We start from the raw sequence: 18898 nt of genomic DNA, 5'->3' as shown, positions 1-18898 counted from the left end.
GGAATCGAGACCCTGCTGATATCCCCGTATTCCACACCACATTCATCCGGCGGGTCAATTTTCAAATGAAAGTGAAAATATGACGGCCCGCTATTAAAAACAGCGGGCCGTCCAGTGGTCAGCTACTGCCCCTGCGCAGCAGCGCATCCACCACCCGGGCCGACGCCTGCCCGTCGTCCAGGTCGCAGTACCGCTCCCGGAACGCCGCGTACCGGTCCGCGTGCTCGGCGGCCACCTCGTCCACCCGGCCGAGTGCCGAGACCAGTTCGGCCGAGGTGGCGAGCAGCGGCCCGGGGGCCTCGGCCTCGAAGTCGAGACTGAAGCCGCGCAGATTGTCCCGGTAGTGGGCGAGGTCGTGGGTGAAGAAGAGGATCGGGCGGCCGGTGCCGGCGAAGTCGAACACCACCGAGGAGTAGTCGGTGACCAGCACATCCGTGATCAGGAGCAGCTCGGACATGTCGGGGTAGGTGCCGACGTCCCAGACGTAGCCGTTGCCGGCGCCCGGGATCTGGCCGCACATCACCTCATGGCTGCGCACCAGCAGGACCTGGTCCCCGCCCAGTGCCGCCTGCGCGGCGGCCAGGTCGATCCGCAGGTCCAGCTGGTAGCCGTCCTGCGGTCGGCGCCGGTCCTCGCGGAAGGTCGGGGCGTACAGCACCACCTTCCTGCCCTCGGGCAGGCCGAGCCGCTCGCGGACCTGTTCGGCGGTCTTCTCCCGGTCGGTGGCGAGGAGCAGGTCGTTGCGCGGGTAGCCGCTCTCCAGGATCTCGCCCTGGTAGCGGAAGGCCCGGCGCAGCACCGGAGTCGACCAGCGGTTGCCGGAGACCAGCAGGCTCCACTGGCCCACCTCGCGGTCCAGGTGCTTGAGGTACTGGGCGTCGGTGAACCAGACCTTCTCGAAGTCGTGCCCGATCCGCTTCAGCGGAGTGCCGTGCCAGGTCTGCAGGACGACCTGGCCGGGGCGGCGTTCGAAGAAGTCGGGCAGGTGGGTGCTGGTCACCACGTACCGGGCGGTGGCCAGCGCCTCGAACCACTCGGTGGACCACTGCCGGACGGCTCCGGCGGTCTGCGGCAGGTCCGACTGCCGGTCGTCGGAGGTCCACAGGTGGCGCAGCGGTGCGCCCCGGCGGACCAGTTCCTCGTGCACGGCCCGTGGTGAGCCGTCGTACCGGGTGCCGAAGGCGGCGTTGTAGAGCACGGTGTCGGTCAGCGGACGCTGTTGCAGCGCGGGGAACTCGCCCCGCAGCTGCCGCTGACGGTAGCCGCTGCGCTCCTGCGGACGCAGGTCGGAGTGCGACTCCAGGGAGAGGCAGTCGTAGCGGCGGCGCTCCAGGGCGATCCGCTTGCCCCTGGCCTCGACCTCGAGCGGCAGCGAGCCGTGGCAGGAGGGTGCCAGCAGCACCTGCGGCCACGGGCTGTCGACGGGTGCACCGACGGGCCGGAAGAAGACCTCCCAGGTGCCCCGGCGCAGCGGTACCTGCCCGGCGAAGGAGGCCGTGGGCACGGCGGGCAGCGCGGCCCGGAACCGGCCCTCGGTGATCTCGACGGGGTAACTGTGCTCCTCCTCGCGCCAGTTGTGCCGGATCACCAGCTCGTACCGGTGCGTGCCGGGGAGCGGGAAGCTGCCGCTGAGCAGGAAGCCGTCGCCGCCCCTGGCGGCCGCCACCTCCTCGACCACCGGCTGCAGGACCTGGTCGGTGAACTGGAGATACCCGCTGGGGGAGGGCTTGGAGTAGAGCGCCCGCCGCCCGTCCTCGATCGGTACGTCCAGCTGGGCGGGGGCCCGGCGATCGTCTATCACCACGGGCACGGCGGAGCCGTCGAGCAGCAGCAGCTCGGTGTCCCAGCGGTCGCGCAGCCGGTCGGCGGCGGCCGGGTCCAGCGCGTCCCAGGCGGCCCGGACGGCGGTCAGCTCCCGGATCGCGAAGCCGGCCGTGAACGGGATGTGCCGTCCGGCGGGAGTGCCGAGCTCCAGCGGGAAGAGCAGCTCGCGCTCGGACTCGACGTGCTTGAGCCGCAGCCTCGCCCCGGCCAGATCGGCCCCGGACCGCACCGTCCCGGTGATCCGAACCTCGCCCGAGGCCGAAGCCACCTGCACCGCACGGGCGCGGACCTGCTCGACCCGCAGGTAGACGTGGTTGTCCTTGAGCCAGGGCACGATCCGCACGTCGTCCTCGACCCAGTGCACCGGCGGGTACTCGGCGGTGTCGCTCCAGCCGCCGGAGATCCGGCCCTTGTAGACACCGCCCTTGCCGACGCCCGCGATCAGCACCCGCCAGGAGCCGTCCCGCCAACGGCCCCGGTGCTTGAGCCGCTTGGGGTCGATCACGGCGGTGAACCCGGCCCAGTCGCAGTTGTAGAGATCGTGCGGGGAGGAGGCGGTGGCCTCCGGGCTGTACACCGTCCTGGTCTGTACGGCGAGCACCCGGTGGCCCTTGGCCTCGCGCAGCACCAGCACCTTGACCATGTCGTGCCGGTGCTCGGCGCCCAGGTGCTCGGGGAAGGCGTGCCCGCCGATCCGCAGCTTCCCGTTCTCCCAGGCCGATTCGTACAGCCGGCTGCGCATCACCAGCGCGTTGTCCAGGCGCAGCACCTCGGCGGGCACGCTTCTGCGGCCGCCGCGCAGGAAGGGGTAGTCGGCGTACGGGCGGAGCAGGCCGCGGGCGGGGGCTGCGCCGTTGCTGTCCTTCTCGAAGCGCATCTGTTCGACGAACTCGTCCATCCGCCCCTGCAGGGTCAGGTGGTACTTGAGCCGCAGCGGCGCCCGCAGCCTGCGGACCTGCTCGGGGCCGATCGCGCGCAGCAGTCGGCCGACGTGCTCCCGGTAGGCGTCCCGGTAGTCCTGGTCGCCCTCCAGCACCGACCAGAAGAACATCGGGATCTCCTCGACCAGGTTGTTCTCGTCGTAGGAGCGCAGATAGCGGCGGTACTTGGCGTCGCGCTGCTCCAGCAGCCAGGCGCGGACCAGCTCCATCGACCTGACCCGGTCGATCAGCCCCTTGGGGTTGGTCCGCATCTGGGTGATCGACATCTCGCCGACCTCGCGCTCGCGCCAGTGGTAGATCGGCTCGCAGAGCACGTCGACGCTGCCGGCCAGGAAGTGGTGCGGCACGCTGACCGGCGCGTCCTCGTAGAGGATCCCCTCGGGGTAGAGCACGCCGGCGGCGTCGAAGAACGAGCGGCGGTACACCTTGTTCCACGCGGTCCGGTCGGTCACCAGCGAGGGGATCTCGGTGACATGGGTCCGCAGCCTGGTCTCCTTGAACGGCTTGCGGTGCCCGCCCGACGGGTAGTACCCGACGGCGCGGAAGCGCAGCACATTGCCGGTGGCGAAGTCGGATCCCGTCTCGTCCAGGGTGCCGATCATCAGCTCGTACGCGCTGGGCGGCAGGGTGTCGTCACTGTCCACGAAGGCGAGGAACTCGGTGCCCTTGCCGAGGTGCCGGTAGCCGGTGTTGCGGGCGGCACCGAGGCCCTTGTTCTCCTGCCGCACCAGCCGGAACCGGGGGTCCTTGGCCGCGTACGCCTCGGCGATGGCCGCACTGCCGTCCTTGGACCCGTCGTCCACCATGACGCACTCGAAGTCGGGGAAGGTCTGCGCCGCGATCGAGTCCAGGCACTCCTCCAGATAGCGCTCGACGTTGTAGATCGGGACGACGACGGAGAGGCGGGGAGGCATCGGCTGCGCGGGCCTTTCATCGGGGATCTTGGCGGCCAGGGCCAGAGCGGCGTCGGCCAACCGGGGAGGTCCGGGGCTGGCAACACGGGCGGATAGTACAGCCCGGAAGTAACCGTTTCGGGGAGCCGAGCCGGGCTCGGCGCGGGGCGTTCCGGCGGCCCGCCGACGGCGGTCGGGGCCCGCCGGTGCTCAGGGGACGAGGGCCACCAGGACGTACTCGTTGTACTTGAAGAACCTCCCCGCGAACTGCGGAAACGGGAAGGAGTACCGGCGTTCCACCGTCAGCCGGGCCTGCTCGGCGTGCGCGCGAAGGCCGTCGAAGTCCACGAATCGGACGTGCGTCGGATCCGATCGGTACCCGGCCGGCTGAGGGGTGATCAGGACGACCCGGCCGCCGGGGCGCACGCTCGGCAGGTAGCTCTTCAGCAACTGTTCACCTGTCGCCGCGTCCAGGTGCTCCAGCACATGGGCGACCAGCATGCCGTCGAAGGCCCCGGGCCCGGACAGCTGCGGATCGGCCTCGAACTCGGCTGCGGTGTAGGCCTCGAGACCGCGTGCCCGGGCGGTGGCCACCGAGGTCTCGTTGTGGTCCACGCCGACGCTGCCCACCGCGCAGTGCTGGAGGTTGCGGCCGACCCCGCAGCCGACGTCCAGCACCCGGCCGAGACCGAGCCGCCGCAGGTTCCAGCGGTACGGAGCCTGGGCGGGCAGCAGCCGCCTGAAGCCGGACTGCTCCAGGGTGACCAGCCGCTCGGTGTAGGCGGCGTCGGCGGTGGCACCCCCCTTGGGGGAGCCGGGCTGCTGCGGCTCGCGGACTTCGGACATGGCGGGGCCTCCCCAGGCTGCCGACGCGGGATCTCCCGGACGCGGCGCGGTAGGTGTGCGATGGAGCTGTCACGGAGAGTAGAGGTGCCAGGCGGTCCTCGTGCGCGCGATTCACCCGAAGGTACGACGGAGGTAACCGAGACTCCGCCGGCTCGTTACGGCGTTGATGGCACAGTCGGTCGAGGCCGCTCGGGGGTGCGGGAAGGCTCCGTGAGGGCTGCGCCGCGACCGGTTTCCCAGGCCGCACCAGGCCTGTGCCGCCCCGGCGTCCGGTGAACTCCGGCGGCCTTCGCGTCCCCCTGGAATGAGTACCAATGCCCCGTTTCAGCGTGATCGTCCCGGTCTACCGGGTCGAGGCATTTCTGACCGAGTGCCTTGAATCCGTCCTCACCCAGTCCTGGGCGGACTTCGAGCTGATCGCGGTTGACGACCGCTCACCCGACGGCTGCGGCGGCATCCTGGACCGGGCCGCCGAACAGGACGGGCGCATCCGGGTGGTCCACCTCGCGGAGAACGTCGGCCTCGGCCGCGCCCGCAACGCCGGGCTCGAACAGGCCACCGGCGACTACGTCCTCTTCCTGGACAGCGACGACACGCTCACCCCCGGACTGCTCGCGGCCGTCGAGGACCGGCTGAACGACTGCGCCGACCCGGAGGTCCTGGTCTACGACTACGCCCGCTCGTACTGGGACGGCCGCGTCGTCCGCAGCAGTTCGGCCCCCGTCTTCGCCCGCCGGGGGCCGGACGTCTTCGACCTCGACCAGCGCCCCGACCTGCTCGAACTGCTGATGGTGGTCTGGAACAAGGCGTACCGCCGCAGCTACATCGAAGAACAGGGCCTGACCTTCCCGGCCGGGTACTACGAGGACACCCCCTGGACCTTCCCCGCCATGCTCGCCGCCCGCCGGATCACCATGCTCGACCGGGTCGGCGTCCACTACCGCCAGCGCGAGGGAGGCGGCAACATACTCGCCACCGCGACCCGCCGGCACTTCGACGTCTTCGACCAGTACGACCTGGTCTTCGCCTTCCTCGACCGCCGCCAGGACCTGGCCCGCTGGCGCGCCGTGGTGTACGGGCGGATGCTGCACCACCTCAACACCGTGATCAGCAAGCCGGGCCGGATCCCGCCCGGCGACCGCCGCGAGTACTTCCGCCGCGCCGCCCGGCACTGCGCCCGGCTGCGGCCGGCCGGCTACCGGTCCACACCGGGCAGTGGCGGAGTCCGCGCCGAACTCCTCAGTCGGGGACGCTACTTGACCTACCAGAGCGTCCGGGCGCTGGCCCGCACCCGCCACGCCGCCGCCCGAGCCGCCCGCCGTCTCCGGCCGACCCCCGCGGCCGGCGGCAGCCAGGCACTGTCTCAGGGGCGCGAGCCTCTGCATTGATCAACCGTGCACCTTCGCAAGGGGTCGTTCGCGCAGTTCCCCGCGCCCCTGGTGGTGCATGGCAGGCCTTTCCGCGTAACCGTGCACCCTCGTAGGGGGTTGTTCGCGCGCGCAAGATCCGTCGTCCATGCGGGTGGTCGTCGCCGGTGGGAGTCGAACGGTGATGGAGGGGAGGCCCGGACTGTGCCAACCTCGGTCCGGTGGGGCCGCCTCGCCGGCGGAGCGCCAGGCCGCGCGCTCACCGTTTCCGCCCCACCTCCCGACGGAACCGACGGAAGCGGGCCACCATGCCGGACGCGGTCACCAAGGCTCCCAAGGACTCCGAGGTCCACCGCACCCGCCCCGGCCGCCTCGACCCGGCCCTGCTGTCCGTGGCCGCCGCCCTGTTGGTCGCTCCGCCGCTGCTCCATCTGCTCCGGGCCGACCTGCTCACCCTCGCCCTGCTCTGGGGCCTCACTGCTCTCCAGTTCCGCTCCCGCCTCACCGTGCTCGACCGGCTGGCGCTGTCCGCCGGGCTGCTCACCGGCTGGTGCTGTCTGCTGGGCGTCCTCGCCTCGCTCTGGCCCTGGGGCCTGCACCCGGTCGCCCTCGCCGAGGCCACCGTCCTGCCGCTCGCCGCAGCCGTACTGACGCGTCCTCAGTGCATCCGCCCCGGCTTCCCCCTCGCCGACCGCCTGCTGCTGCTCGCGGTCGCCGCCGTCGGCTGGTTCTACCTCGGCCCGCTGCTCGACAAGGACGCCACCGGCCGTCTGGCCGCCCTGTTCCACGGCGAGGACCTGGCCAGGCACTTCGCGCTGTACGACAGCGTGCTCCGGTTCGGCGGCTACCTGGTCTTCCACCGCGAGCAGGCCGCCGTCGCCCTCCAGGACGGCTTCCAGAGCTATCCGCAGGGCAGCCACCTGGTCCTCGCCGTCCTCACCGCCTTCGCCAGGGGCGGCACCGCGACGCCGGAGGCACTCGTCAGCCTCGGTGCCTTCACCCTGCTCGTCGGAGCCCTGCTCGCCGCCTGCGTGGCGGCCGCGCTCTGGGCGGTGTGCCGGGTGGCCGGACCGGCGTTCGGCGGCTGGGCGGTGCTGCCGCTGTGCGCACTGACCGGCGGCTACCTGGTGCTCGTCGAGGCGACGCCGCTGCTGTTCGCGGGTTTCGAGAGCGAGATCTTCGGGCTCGCCCTGTTCGCCCTGCTCACCGCGCTGGTCCTGCGCCCGCTCGCCCGGCCGGGCGAACAGCTGCTGCTGATGGGCTCGTTGACCGTCGGCCTCTCCTTCGTGTACTACCTGCTGCTGGGCGCCGCCGTCCCGCTGCTGCTGATCTGGGCGGTGGTGCACCGGCGCCGCTGGCGCCCCGTGCGGCGGGCCGCGTCGGCCGCCGCCGTACTCACCGGTGCGGCCGCGGCACTGCCCGTGCTCGCCAACTGGCAGCAGGCGGATTCGGCCTCCGTCCTGGCCATGCCGGGCGCGGTCTATCCGATCGCCCGGCACCTGCTGCTGCCGCTGCTCGCACTGACCGTTCTCGGCCTGCTCACCCGGGCCGCCCGGCGCAATTCCGTACGGCGGGCCGCACTCTGCGCCGTTCTGGCGGTGGCCGGGCTCGCGCTGTCGCTGCGGGAGTACCAGATCGCCAGCACCGGGAGCACCGCGTACTACTACGAGAAGCTGCTGCACCAACTGGTCGTGGTCGGTGTGATCGCGCTCGCCGCCGCCGTGGTGCCGCTGTTCGGGTCGCCCGAGCGGCGCAGCCCCACGGTGGGCACGACCGAGTGGCGGGCCCGCGCGGGCCGGCCGCTGCGTGCGCTCTGGGCCGGGACCGCCGCCTTCGCGCTGCTGGCCGTCCTGGTCCTCAACGCCCAGCCCGACAAGTGGATCACTCGCAGCGGCTGGCAGGACAGCAGCGGTGCCGTCTACCGGCACGGCGGTCGTGCCGCCCCGTTCAGTGCCGCCCTGGTCACGGCCGTCAACGCCACCCGCCCGGTGCCCGACCCCCGGATCGGGGTCCTGCTCACCGAGCCCCGCCAGGGCGAGGACCCGCGCTTTTACGAGGGCAACCTCTGGCTGGGTGTCCTCGCCCGCGACAACGGCTGCTCGTGGCGCGCCTGGATCTGGGGCCGCTGGCGCCGCAGCCCGCAGCAGATCGTGGACTTCGCCGACAGTTCGTCGGTCCCGCTGCGGGTCTACCTGGACGACCCCGAGCTCGCCGCCGACACCGAACGCCTCGCCGGACCGGACCGCCCCGGCCGACTGGAGATCGCCCTGGTCCGCTACGGCGGGGACGGTCGCCCGGTCGTCACCGAAAGCCCGGGCGACCATGACTGACGGACCGTCAACAATGCTTTCCGCAATGCCCGTCAGGGCGAAAGAAGCCCCGATTCAGTACCCCACTCGGGTGATGTCTCGTTACGCCGGGCGCAGTGCCGGAGGACTGCCCGGCGCCGCCCGACGGTGAGGCCGCGCCACCCGCACTACTCGTCACCTCCCGACGGAAACGGAGCAGCATGCCCGACGTGGTCGCCGAGGCACCCGACGAACCCCGGCTCATCCCGCCCGACCCGCCATCGCCCGCCTCCCCGCCCCGGCCCAGAACACCCGCCCGACGGCTGCTCGCCGCCTCGGCCGAGGCGGCTGTCGCACTCGTCCTCGCCGTCGGCTTCATGGTCTGGGCCCGCAACATCCAGGTGGACCCGATGATCAGGGTCGGTCAGGTCAGCGGCCTGGCCAAACTCCAGTTCCGGGCCGCCCTGTTGACGATCCCGCTGCTCGCCGCCGTCGTGCGGGCCGCCCACCGGGCCGAGGACCGCCGCTACGGGCTGGTGCTCCGGCTCGGCTGCGCCGCCGTCGCGGGACTCGGTACCGGCATCGTCGCGGGCGGCATCGCCGTCGCCCTGCGCGGCACCCCCTGGGGCCTCGGCGGTCAGGACGGCGACCCGGGCACTCTCCAGGGCTACGCCGCCTCCTTCCTGCGCGGCGAAGGACTGCCCGACGTCTACCCGCCCGGCTTCATCGTGCTGCTTGCCGCGTGGGCCAAGTACCTACGCCAGGGCCACGTCGGTTTTGCCCTCAAGGACCTCCAACTCCTGCTCAGCGCCGTCTTCGGCCCACTCTGCTACCTCGCCTGGCGCACCCTGCTCCGCCCCGTCTGGGCACTCGTCCTCGCCCTGCCCGCCGCGATCCTCTTCCTCGACCCGATCCGGCCGTACAGCCACCTGGTGATGGTGGTGCTGCTGCCGCTGATCGGCCGCCTGCTCACCGAACTCGTCCTCGCCGGCCGCCGGACCGTCCGCGCCGCCCTGCTGCGCGGCGCCGCCCTCGGCGCCGTCCTCGGCCTGCTCTTCCTGGTCTACTCGGGCTGGTTCGTCTGGTCCACCCCGGGTGTCCTGGTCGCCGTCCTGGTTCTGGTCCCGTGGCGGCAGGGCAGAGCCGCGCTGGCCAGGGCCGCCGCACTGCTCGGCGCCACGGGGGCCGCTGCGGCCGCCGTCGGATCCCCGCTCCTGCTCAAGCTGGCCGAGCACGGTGCCAGCACCGTCGACCGCTACGCCTACTTCGACGTCTACACCGACCCGGCGTACGTCCTCGGCTGGCGTTCGGACCGCTCCGGCTGGCCCGCCGCCTGGGCCTGGCCACCGCCCGGCGAACTGGCCGGGCAGACCACCTTCTCGCTGCTCGTGCTGGCCGGCCTCGGTCTCGCCCTGGCGCTCGGCCTGCGCCGGCCTCCGGTGATCGCCGCGCTCAGCTGCCTGGTCAGCGCCTGGGTGCTGCGCTTCTGGTTCGCCGGGCACATGCAGCGCGACCAGGCCGTGATGCTCTACCCGCGCACCACCTGGCTGATCCTGTACTCGCTGATCGTCCTCACCGTGCTCGCCGCGATGCTGCTCTCCGGTGCCCTGCGCACCGCCTGGCTGCGGCTGACCCCCGGCCGACCGGTACGGCTGCCGCGGTTCCTCGGCCGACGGCTGGCGGCGGGATCGCTCTGCGCGCTGGCCGTCTTCGGCGCGATGGCCGCCTCGTGGTCCGCCAACCGGTACATGCCCGCCGTGCCGCAGACCGGCACGATGGGCATCGACGCCTGGCGCTCGCACACCCTGGAACGCGCCGACGGCAGCTGCCCGCGCTACGCCCCCGGGCACACCTGCACCGCTCCGCACGAGGACTGGCGGCCGCAGGACAGCAAGGACACCCGGCTCTGGTGCGGCAACGTCGACTTCAAGAACTGGACCGCCTACTGCGGCGGCAAGCCGCCGTCACCGGAGTAGGACCGCAGGGTCCAGGCCGCCGATGCTGCTGATGACGTGAACTCGGAGTGCCGTATCCCGTCCGGCCGACCTGCCGGGATATACAGGGTTGCTGTCTGCTCTGTCCCTTTCGTCTGCCCCGGCGGGGCGGGAGCGTGCCGATGGAATTCCTGACCCGACTGCCGGTGATCGGCCCGCTCGTCGCCCGGGTGCTGCGCAGCCGCCCGTACCTGGCATATGCCCACTTCACCGCACTCAGGGGCAACCGTCTCGCCGGAGCCGTCACCTTCTTCGGCTTCCTCGCCCTCTTCCCACTGCTGACCGTGGCCCTGGCCATCGCCGCCGGTACGCTCTCCGCCTCCCGGGTGCAGCAGCTGCAGAAGGACATCGGCCGGCAGGTCCCCGGCCTGTCCAGCGCACTCGACCTGAACGCTCTGGTCGCCAACGCCGCGACCATCGGGGTGATCAGCGGCGTCGTCCTGCTGGTCTCGGGCCTCGGCTGGGTGGACACCATGCGCGGCTCGATCCGCGACATCTGGCAACTGCCCGAGGAGAACGCCAACTTCGTGCAGCGAAAGGTCTGGGACTGCGTGGTCCTGGTCGGTCTCGGCCTGGTCACCACCGTCTCCCTGGGTGCCTCCGCCGTGGGCAGCAGCCTGGCCCAGCGGGTGGCCGAGCGGATCGGCCTCGCCGGTGACGGTCCCGGCCGCTACCTGCTGACCGCCGTCGGCTTCCTGATCGCGGTCGCCTCCGACCTGGTGCTCTTCGCCTACCTGCTCGGTCCGTTCCCCCGGATCGGCGGCCAGCACCGCAGCGCGGTACTGACCGGTGCGCTGATCGGAGCGGTCGGCTTCGAGGTGCTCAAGGTACTGCTCTCCTCCTACCTCAACAGGGTGGCCGGGAGGAGTCTGTACGGCGCCTTCGGCGTCCCGGTCGCCCTGCTGCTCTGGATCAACTTCGTCTCCCGGCTGCTGATGTACTGCGTCTCCTGGACCGCCCTCGCCGATCCCGAGGCCGCCCGCGAACGCGCCGCCGAACAGGCCAGGGCCGCCCTCGCGGCCGCCACCTCCGACTGACCGCCCACGCCCCGCCACCCCCCCCTGGACCCACTCCGTGATCACCACAGAAGCCGACCCCGGCAACCCCACCCCCCGTACTCCGGACGACGTTCCCGGCTGGTTCTGGAAGGCCGACCAGCAGGTCTTCGACTGGCTGCTGGACCGTCAGACCGCCGCCGGGACCACCGGCGACATCCTGGAGCTCGGCACCTATCTCGGCCGCAGCGCGATCCTGCTCGGCGGCCACCTCGGGCCCGGCGAGACGCTCACCGTCTGCGACCTCTTCGACTCCGATGCACCGGACGATGACAACTCCGCCGAGATGTCCATGTCCTACCGGCACACCCTCACCCGCCGGGCCTTCGAGGCCAACTACCTGGCCTTCCACCGCCGGCTGCCCACGGTGATCCAGGCCCCGACCTCGGTCCTCGCCGACGGACGCATTCCCGCCGGGAGCTGCCGCTTCGTCCATGTGGACGCCTCGCACCTGTACGAGCACGTGGCCGACGACATCCAGGTGGCCAGGGCCGCGCTCGGCCCGAACGGCCTGGTCAGCCTGGACGACTACCGCTCCGAGCACACACCGGGCGTCGCGGCGGCGGTCTGGCAGGCGGTCTTCGACCACGGCCTGCGGCCCGTCTGCCTGACACCCGAGAAGTTCTACGGCACCTGGGGTGACGCCGAGGCCGCCCGGCACGAGCTGTGCACCCGGGACTGGCGCGCCGAGGGGTACCGGATGGACGAGGAGACCATCGCCGGCCACACCGTCCACCGCCTCGCCTGGGACGAACCCGCCGGGCCCGCCCCGCAGCCGCCCAGGCGCTCCACCACCCGCCGCCTCGCCCTCGACCTCCTCCCCCCGATCGCGACCCGAGCCCTCCGCCGCCGCCTGGCCGCACGCTAGGCCCTGCCCGGGCGAGACTCTGCGTGCTCAGCGGGGTCCACGGCGGTTGCGCCCACGGCCTCGGTGCCGGTCTCGGACGGGGTCCCGGGCCAGAGCCGCCGGGCCCGGCGACGCCTCGTCAGCAGACGGAGCAGCGCGGCCATCCCGGCCATCCCGGCCAGCCCGCACAGCCCGGCCGCGACCCAGCCGCCCACCCCGGCCTCGTCCCGCCGCACCGCCGCCGTTTTCGCGGGCCCACCGGCCTGTGCGGCCCTGGCCGTCTGGGCCGCGGCGTCGTCCTTCCCCGCCGAATCCTCCACCAACTGCCCCACGGGGGCGACCTTCCCGGCCGCCGCGAAGCCCCAGTCGAGGAGCGCCGCCGTCTCGTCGTAGACCTTCATGTACGACTCCGGGTGCATCACCGCGACCAGCAGCGTCCGGCCGCCGCGCTCGGCGGCCCCGACGAAGGTGGCACCGGCCTTGGTGGTGAAGCCGTTCTTGACCCCGATCAGACCGGGGTAGCGGCCCAGCAGCCGGTCGGTGTTGGCGATGCCGAAGCTGGTGCGCCGGCCGGTGGCCTGGTCGAGGGCGCCGGGGAACACGGCCACCTTGGTCGCGCAGTAGGACCGGAAGTCGGCGTTGCGCAGCCCGGCACGGGCGAACAGTGTGAGGTCGTACGCCGAGGAGAGCTGCCCGTCCTCGTCGTAGCCGTCGGGGGAGACCACATGGGTGTCGCGGGCACCCATCACCTCCGCGCGGGCCTGCATCTGGGCGACGGTCTGCTCGATCCCGCCGTTCATATGGGCGAGGACGTGCACTGCGTCATTGCCCGAGCGCAGGAAGACACCGCGCCACAGATCCTCGACCCGGTAGTCGAGGTCCTCCTTGATGCCGACCAGGCTGCTGCCGGCGCCGAGGTTCTTCAGCTCCTCGGCAGCGACCCGGTGCACCGTCGAGCGCGGGAGCTTCGGCAGGACGGTGTCGGCGAACAGCATCTTCAGCGTGCTGGCCGGGGGCAGCCGCCAGTGCGCGTTCTGCGCGGCCAGGATGTCGCCCGTTCCGGCGTCCGCGACCAGCCAGGACCGGCCGGTCAGGCCGGCCGGCAGCGCGGGCGCCCCGGCCCCGGGGGCCACCTGGACCCCGGGCTGTGCCAGCCGGGCGCCGCCGAGTGCCGACATCCCCGGCGGGGGCTGGTCATCCCGGGGAGCCGCCGTGGCGGCGCAGAACGACATGGCGGTGGCGACGACCGCACAGCGGTACGTGAAGTGACTGACTGGGAGCACGCGGTGACCGTACCCGCGGTGCCGGGCGGTCGGTCGCCGCGCCGAAAGCGTCCCCCCAACGAGTGCCGGTCACTCGGCTGACCGGCGCACTCCTCATACTGGACGGTGACCCGTCTGCCCACCCGTCCAAGGACTTCCCATGAAGCTCAGCCGCCGCACCTCCTGGTTCCTCACCGCCTTCGGCGTCTGGTCCCTGATCATCTGGACCACCTTCGTGAAGAACCTCTGGAAGGACTCCGGCGGCCAGGCCTTCACCGGCGGCGACCACTCCCAGCCCACCGCCTTCTTCTGGATCCACCTCCTCCTCGCCATCACCTCCATGGTCCTCGGCCTCCTGGTCGGCAGTATCGGCGTCCGAGGACTTCGAAAGCAGCGCTGACGAGCAGCAACGCCTGAGGCCCCGTCCGGTCGGACGGGGCCTCAGGCGTTGTTCAGGTGATCGTCCAGGCGATCAGAAGCGGCGAGTCACCAGCGCTCGCTTCACTTCCTGGATCGCCTTGGTGACCTCGATGCCGCGGGGGCAGGCCTCGGAGCAGTTGAAGGTGGTCCGGCAGCGCCAGACGCCATCACGGTCGTTGAGGATCTCCAGGCGCTGCTCGGCACCCTCGTCGCGCGAGTCGAAGATGAAGCGGTGCGCGTTGACGATCGCGGCCGGGCCGAAGTACTGGCCGTCGTTCCAGAAGACCGGGCAGGACGAGGTGCACGCGGCGCACAGGATGCACTTGGTGGTGTCGTCGAACCGCTCGCGGTCCTCCTGGGACTGCAGGCGCTCGCGGGTCGGCTCGTTCCCCTTGGTGATGAGGAACGGCATGACGTCCTTGTACGCCTGGAAGAACGGGTCCATGTCCACGATCAGGTCCTTGAGGACCGCGAGGCCCTTGATGGCCTCGATCGTGATCGGCTTCTCCGGGTTGACGTCCTTGAGCAGGGTCTTGCACGCCAGCCGGTTGCGGCCGTTGATGCGCATGGCGTCGGAGCCGCAGATGCCGTGCGCGCAGGAACGACGGTAGGTGAGGGTGCCGTCCTGCTCCCACTTGACCTTGTTGAGAGCGTCCAGGACGCGCTCCTTGGGGTCCATCTGGAGCTGGTAGTCGACCCACACCGGGTCCGGGTGCTCCTCCGGGTTGAACCGGCGGATCCGGAGGGTGACGGTGATCAGCTGGGTGCCGTCGGCCTCGGCCGCGTCCAGAGCGGCCGAGTGCTTCTCCACGGTCGGAGTGCTCATCAGTACTTACGCTCCATCGGCTGGTAGCGGGTCTGCACGACCGGCTTGTAGTCGAGGCGGATCGAGGTGGTGCCGTCCTCGGCAACCTCCTGGTACGCCATGGTGTGCTGCATGAACTTCACGTCGTCGCGCTTGGGGAAGTCCTCGCGGAAGTGACCGCCGCGGGACTCCTCGCGGGCCAGCGCGGAGACGACCAGCACCTCGGCCAGGTCGAGCAGGTTGCCCAGCTCCACGGCCTCGAGGAGGTCCGTGTTGTAGCGCATGCCCTTGTCCTGGATGGCGACGTTCTTGTACCGCTCGCGCAGCCCGGCGATGTCGGCGACGGCCTGCTTCAGGGTGTCACCGGTGCGGTACACGGACGCGTTGGTGTCCATGGACTCCTGCAGCTCCTTGCGGATCTGCGAGACCGACTCGGTGCCGGTGGACTCACGCAGGCCGTCGACCAGGTCCTGGACGAGCTTGCCCGGGTCGGCCGGGAGCTCGACGTAGTCGTGGTTGTCGGCGTACTCGGCGGCGGCGATGCCCGCGCGGCGACCGAACACGTTGATGTCCAGCAGCGAGTTGGTGCCCAGACGGTTGGCGCCGTGCACCGAGACGCACGCGACCTCGCCGGCCGCGTACAGGCCGGGGACGATGTCGGTGTTGTTGCGCAGCACCTCACCCTCGACGTTGGTCGGGATGCCGCCCATGCCGTAGTGCGCGGTGGGCTGGATCGGGATCGGGTCCGTGTAGGGCTCGATACCGAGGTAGGTACGGGCGAACTCGGTGATGTCCGGGAGCTTGGCGTCCAGCTGCTCCGGCGGCAGGTGGGTCAGGTCCAGGTAGACGTGGTCGCCGTCGGGACCGCAGCCACGACCCTCGCGGATCTCGCTGTAGATGGCACGCGAGCAGACGTCACGGGACGCGAGGTCCTTCATGACGGGGGCGTAGCGCTCCATGAAGCGCTCGCCGTCCTTGTTGCGCAGGATGCCACCCTCGCCACGCGCACCCTCGGTGAGGAGGATGCCCATGCGCCAGATGCCCGTCGGGTGGAACTGGAAGAACTCCATGTCCTCCAGCGGCAGGCCCCGGCGGTACGCCACGGCCTGGCCGTCACCGGTCAGGGTGTGGGCGTTCGAGGTGACCTTGAACATCTTGCCGGTGCCGCCGGAGGCGAAGACGACCGCCTTGGCCTGGAAGACGTGGATCTCGCCGGTGGCCAGCTCGTAGGCGACGACGCCCGCGGTCTTGCCCTCGTTCATCAGCAGGTCGAGGACGTAGAACTCGTTGAAGAACTCGACACCGTGCTTGACGCAGTTCTGGAACAGCGTCTGGAGGATCATGTGGCCGGTGCGGTCCGCCGCGTAGCAGGACCGGCGGACGGGGGCCTCACCGTGGTTGCGGGAGTGCCCGCCGAAGCGGCGCTGGTCGATCCGGCCCTGGTCGGTCCGGGAGAAGGGGAGACCCATCTTCTCCAGGTCGAGGACGGCGTCGATGGCCTCCTTGCACATGATCTCGGCGGCATCCTGGTCGACCAGGTAGTCACCGCCCTTGACCGTGTCGAAGGTGTGCCACTCCCAGTTGTCCTCCTCGACGTTGGCGAGGGCGGCGCACATGCCGCCCTGAGCCGCGCCGGTGTGGGAGCGGGTGGGGTAGAGCTTGGTCAGCACCGCGGTGCGGCCGCGCTGCGTCGACTCGATGGCCGCGCGCATGCCGGCGCCGCCCGCGCCGACGATGACGGTGTCGTACTGGTGAATCTGCATGGGGGTTTGTCGCCTCGTCCGGGTCGCTTACCGAATTAGATGTTCGGGTCGAAGGTGAAGATCACCAGGGTGCCGAGCAGGACCGTGAAGACGGTCGCGGCACCGAGGAGGAGCTTCAGCCACAGGCGAGTGGAATCCTTCTCGGCGTAGTCGTTGATGACCGTGCGCATGCCGTTGGCGCCGTGCAGCATGGCCAGCCACAGCATCAGCAGGTCCCAGCCCTGCCAGAACGGCGAGGCCCAGCGGCCGGCCACAAAGGCGAAGCTGATCTTGGAGACACCGCCGTCGAGGACGATGTTGATCAGCAGGTGACCCAGGATCAGGACGACCAGCACGACACCCGACAGGCGCATGAACAGCCAGGCGAGCATCTCGAAGTTGGTGCGCGTACGGCGAGGGGTCCTCTTCGTACGGGTACGGGCCGGCTCGACGACGAACGCGTCGGCCGGGTTGCCGGTGCCCAGACCCTGGCCCGTGTGGGCGTGGGCGGAGGGGACGACCAGCGTGTCGGAGATCTCAGTAGCCATCGGGATCAGCCCCCGAACCAGGTGCGAAGGGTGTGCTGCAGGATCGGGTAGAAGGCGCCGGCCAGCAGGACGACCCAGATGCCGACCACGGACCAGAGCATCTGCTTCTGGTACTTCGGGCCCTTGGCCCAGAAGTCGACCGCGACGACACGCAGGCCGTTGAGGGCGTGGAACAGGATGGCGGCGGTCAGGCCGTACTCCATCAGGTTCACCAGCGGCGTCTTGTACGTCTGAATGACGGAGTCGTACGCCTGCGGCGACACCCGCACCAACGCGGTGTCGAGGACATGTGCGAACAGGAAGAAGAAGATGAGGACGCCGGTGACTCGATGAGCCACCCAGCTCCACATGCCTTCCCGGCCGCGGTACAGCGTTCCAGCCGGCACGGAAAACCCTCCGGAAGCGGATTGGGGGCTCGGCCGGCTTCGGTGTCGGTCAGCCCGGCCGGGTACGGTCCACCGGCCGCGAGCATCCTATCGACGCCTTGTCGTGAACCGCCTCCGGGGGTGTCAGGTGTGATCAAAGCAGCACTCACGGCCTAATGGCACCCGGATGCAGTGACGGTGCGTGCCCGTCCGGTTGCGCTACGGTGCCGCGCACCCCACCGCCCGCTCCCACCTCCCCCGGACTTCGTCAGGGGGTACCCCTGAGGACCGCCCGTGCCGTACCGCCCCCTCCGAGTCCTCTGCTGCGCGCTGCTCGCGCTGGTGGCCGGCTGCACCACCGTCACCCCGTCCTCGGACCGGGCGGGGGCCGCCCAGCAGCTGACCGCCGATCAGCTGCGCGCCGCCGCCGTCGGCGATGCCGACCTCGGCCCCGGGTACGCGGTCACCGTGATGACCCCCGGCCATGAGACGGCGCAGGGTGCGGACCACGAGACCTCGGACACGGCGGCGTGTCAGCCCGTGCTCAACGCCCTGGCACCGACCAAGGCGACCTCCGGGCCGATCGCCGAGACCGACCTGAGCGTGGCGCCGGCCACCGGGCCGACGGGCAGCGTCTACACCGGCCTGCTGGCCTTCAGGCCCGGGCGTGCCGCGGACATCCAGACCGAGCTGGAGCAGGTGCTGGCCCAGTGCGGCAGCTTCACCTCGATCGGACACAGCGCCGGCCCGGCGGGGCACACGGGGGGCGTGGTGCGCACCAGGCATCGGCTGACCAGGCTCGACACGCCCACCCCCGAGGGAGCGGACGGCGCGACCGCGTTCACCCTGACGAATGAATCGGGTTCGGCCGTGCTCGCGCAGCGCGCCCTGATGGCGCGGACGGGCACGGTGCTGGCGGTCTTCAGCACCGTCGGGGTGGGCAAGGATCAGCCACCCGCGCCGGACGACAGGCTCGTCCGGGCGCAGGTGGCGAAGCTGCTGAAGGCGCAGCAGCGGTAGGGGCGGGCTAGCGGGCGGGGCTGGCCTGTGAGTGGGTGGCGACCAGGTGTTCCAGTCTGGTCAGGGCGATCCGACGGAGTTCGTCGGAGGCGATCAGCCGCTCCTCGTCCGGGTCGTTCGCCAGCCGGGTGCGGATGGAACTGAGCACGGTGTCGAGCATCTCCTCGGGGTCCACGCCGTCCAGGCAGACCACGAAGACATGGCCGAACCGTGCCTCGTACGCGGCGTGCGCCGCGCGCAGGGCGGTGTGGGCCGCCTGGCTGCCGGGTGCGCGCATGCCGAGCAGTGGCTGCGGCATCCAGCTCTCGTCCGCCAGCGCCTCGGCCAGATCGGTCGGACGCAGGTCGTACGAGGCCTCGCTGGCCGCGGCCAGCAGGGACTCTATGTCGGGGTAGGGGCGATGGGCGGTGAGCCGCAGGGCCCATCGGTGGCTGCCGCAACAGGCCAGCAGGGCCTCCTCGGCGGCGCCGGGGTCGGCCTCGTTGAAGCGGTGAAGCCCGAGCAGGGACGGCGCCGACAGGGGGGTGAGTCGCTGCGGCGGGATGTCGCTGGCCAGCGGGTCCTCCTCGTGAGGAGTGGGCAGGGAGGTGGGTGCTCCACCCAGCATGGGGTACGGGGGCACCGGGTCGGCAGACGAAAGCTAAGTGCTGTGCGATAGCGCGACGTACCTGTGGAAGCGGG

Annotated in this window: 14 protein-coding genes and 1 pseudogene; 7 read left to right on the top strand and 8 right to left on the bottom strand. The window is 71.1% G+C overall.

The genetic code is table 11. The annotated features are described in order from the left end of the window. Window positions 1-118: 118 nt before the first annotated feature. Window positions 119-3739 carry a bifunctional glycosyltransferase family 2 protein/CDP-glycerol:glycerophosphate glycerophosphotransferase gene (locus tag P3T39_RS05525; RefSeq protein ID WP_280696204.1) on the bottom strand — a complete coding sequence of 1207 codons (3621 nt, stop codon included), beginning with the start codon at window positions 3737-3739 and terminating at the stop codon, window positions 119-121. Window positions 3740-3868: 129 nt separating this feature from the next. Further along, window positions 3869-4504 carry a methyltransferase gene (locus P3T39_RS05520; protein WP_280696203.1) on the bottom strand — a complete coding sequence of 212 codons (636 nt, stop codon included), beginning with the start codon at window positions 4502-4504 and terminating at the stop codon, window positions 3869-3871. 314 nt (window positions 4505-4818) lie between these two features. Here P3T39_RS05520 and P3T39_RS05515 point away from each other — a divergent pair. The 5 genes and pseudogenes from P3T39_RS05515 to P3T39_RS05495 all read left to right on the top strand — a co-directional run. Further along, window positions 4819-5670, top strand: a pseudogene (locus P3T39_RS05515) (glycosyltransferase); the annotation flags it as partial. A gap of 509 nt (window positions 5671-6179) precedes the next feature. Further along, window positions 6180-8201, top strand: a complete 2022-nt coding sequence (locus P3T39_RS05510) for a hypothetical protein (RefSeq protein WP_280696202.1) — start codon at window positions 6180-6182, stop codon at window positions 8199-8201. A gap of 179 nt (window positions 8202-8380) precedes the next feature. Beyond that, the gene (locus tag P3T39_RS05505; protein ID WP_280696201.1) at window positions 8381-10135 is read left to right on the top strand and encodes a hypothetical protein; all 1755 of its coding nucleotides are present in this window, start codon (window positions 8381-8383) and stop codon (window positions 10133-10135) included. A 140-nt stretch (window positions 10136-10275) separates the two neighbouring features. Continuing rightward, on the top strand, window positions 10276-11190 hold the full coding sequence (locus P3T39_RS05500; RefSeq protein ID WP_280696200.1) for a YihY/virulence factor BrkB family protein: 915 nt from the start codon (window positions 10276-10278) through the stop codon (window positions 11188-11190). Between the two features lie 37 nt (window positions 11191-11227). Next, window positions 11228-12076 (top strand): class I SAM-dependent methyltransferase, encoded by an 849-nt coding sequence (locus P3T39_RS05495; RefSeq protein WP_280696199.1) that lies wholly within the window; start codon window positions 11228-11230, stop codon window positions 12074-12076. Here P3T39_RS05495 and P3T39_RS05490 read toward each other — a convergent pair. Next, window positions 12073-13287 carry a D-alanyl-D-alanine carboxypeptidase gene (locus tag P3T39_RS05490; RefSeq protein ID WP_280696375.1) on the bottom strand — a complete coding sequence of 405 codons (1215 nt, stop codon included), beginning with the start codon at window positions 13285-13287 and terminating at the stop codon, window positions 12073-12075. The genes P3T39_RS05495 and P3T39_RS05490 overlap by 4 nt on opposite strands. Window positions 13288-13477: 190 nt before the next feature. On the opposite strand from P3T39_RS05490, the gene P3T39_RS05485 reads away from it, so the two are divergent. Beyond that, window positions 13478-13717, top strand: coding sequence for a hypothetical protein (locus P3T39_RS05485; RefSeq protein ID WP_280696198.1), 240 nt, complete (start codon window positions 13478-13480; stop codon window positions 13715-13717). A gap of 72 nt (window positions 13718-13789) precedes the next feature. Here the strand turns inward: P3T39_RS05485 and P3T39_RS05480 are convergent, their stop codons facing one another. From P3T39_RS05480 to sdhC, 4 genes are read right to left on the bottom strand one after another with little or no spacing between them, the layout of a single operon-like run. Then, window positions 13790-14563: a succinate dehydrogenase iron-sulfur subunit gene (locus tag P3T39_RS05480; RefSeq protein WP_280696197.1), complete on the bottom strand. Its 774-nt coding sequence runs from the start codon at window positions 14561-14563 to the stop codon at window positions 13790-13792. Further along, entirely contained in the window at window positions 14563-16305 is a 1743-nt protein-coding gene (gene sdhA / locus P3T39_RS05475; protein WP_280696196.1) for a succinate dehydrogenase flavoprotein subunit, read from the bottom strand. The genes P3T39_RS05480 and sdhA overlap by 1 nt, the downstream gene beginning before the upstream one ends. A 35-nt stretch (window positions 16306-16340) precedes the next feature. Then, entirely contained in the window at window positions 16341-16832 is a 492-nt protein-coding gene (locus P3T39_RS05470; RefSeq protein ID WP_280696195.1) for a succinate dehydrogenase hydrophobic membrane anchor subunit, read from the bottom strand. Between the two features lie 5 nt (window positions 16833-16837). Beyond that, on the bottom strand, window positions 16838-17218 hold the full coding sequence (sdhC, locus tag P3T39_RS05465) for a succinate dehydrogenase, cytochrome b556 subunit (protein ID WP_280696194.1): 381 nt from the start codon (window positions 17216-17218) through the stop codon (window positions 16838-16840). A 273-nt stretch (window positions 17219-17491) separates the two neighbouring features. On the opposite strand from sdhC, the gene P3T39_RS05460 reads away from it, so the two are divergent. Further along, window positions 17492-18217, top strand: coding sequence for a hypothetical protein (locus P3T39_RS05460; protein ID WP_280696193.1), 726 nt, complete (start codon window positions 17492-17494; stop codon window positions 18215-18217). A 7-nt stretch (window positions 18218-18224) separates the two neighbouring features. Here P3T39_RS05460 and P3T39_RS05455 read toward each other — a convergent pair whose 3' ends face one another. Next, complete coding sequence (locus P3T39_RS05455) at window positions 18225-18839, bottom strand: 2-oxo-4-hydroxy-4-carboxy-5-ureidoimidazoline decarboxylase (RefSeq protein WP_280696192.1); 615 nt, start codon at window positions 18837-18839, stop codon at window positions 18225-18227. Window positions 18840-18898: the final 59 nt, after the last annotated feature.

The organism is Kitasatospora sp. GP82, from assembly GCF_029892105.1.
GTDB lineage: Bacteria > Actinomycetota > Actinomycetes > Streptomycetales > Streptomycetaceae > Kitasatospora.
Note: the sequence above shows the minus strand (reverse complement) of the source record. Positions and strands in the feature narration are given on the sequence as shown.

Excerpts from the sequence above, each read along its gene's own strand:
- P3T39_RS05520 (WP_280696203.1), bottom strand. The coding sequence starts at position 4,504 with ATGTCCGAAGTCCGCGAGCCGCAGCAGCCCGGCTCCCCCAAGGGGGGT.
- P3T39_RS05510 (WP_280696202.1), top strand. The coding sequence starts at position 6,180 with ATGCCGGACGCGGTCACCAAGGCTCCCAAGGACTCCGAGGTCCACCGC.
- P3T39_RS05505 (WP_280696201.1), top strand. The coding sequence starts at position 8,381 with ATGCCCGACGTGGTCGCCGAGGCACCCGACGAACCCCGGCTCATCCCG.
- P3T39_RS05500 (WP_280696200.1), top strand. The coding sequence starts at position 10,276 with ATGGAATTCCTGACCCGACTGCCGGTGATCGGCCCGCTCGTCGCCCGG.
- P3T39_RS05490 (WP_280696375.1), bottom strand. The coding sequence starts at position 13,287 with ATGTCGTTCTGCGCCGCCACGGCGGCTCCCCGGGATGACCAGCCCCCG.
- P3T39_RS05485 (WP_280696198.1), top strand. The coding sequence starts at position 13,478 with ATGAAGCTCAGCCGCCGCACCTCCTGGTTCCTCACCGCCTTCGGCGTC.
- P3T39_RS05480 (WP_280696197.1), bottom strand. The coding sequence starts at position 14,563 with ATGAGCACTCCGACCGTGGAGAAGCACTCGGCCGCTCTGGACGCGGCC.
- sdhA (WP_280696196.1), bottom strand. The coding sequence starts at position 16,305 with ATGCAGATTCACCAGTACGACACCGTCATCGTCGGCGCGGGCGGCGCC.
- P3T39_RS05470 (WP_280696195.1), bottom strand. The coding sequence starts at position 16,832 with ATGGCTACTGAGATCTCCGACACGCTGGTCGTCCCCTCCGCCCACGCC.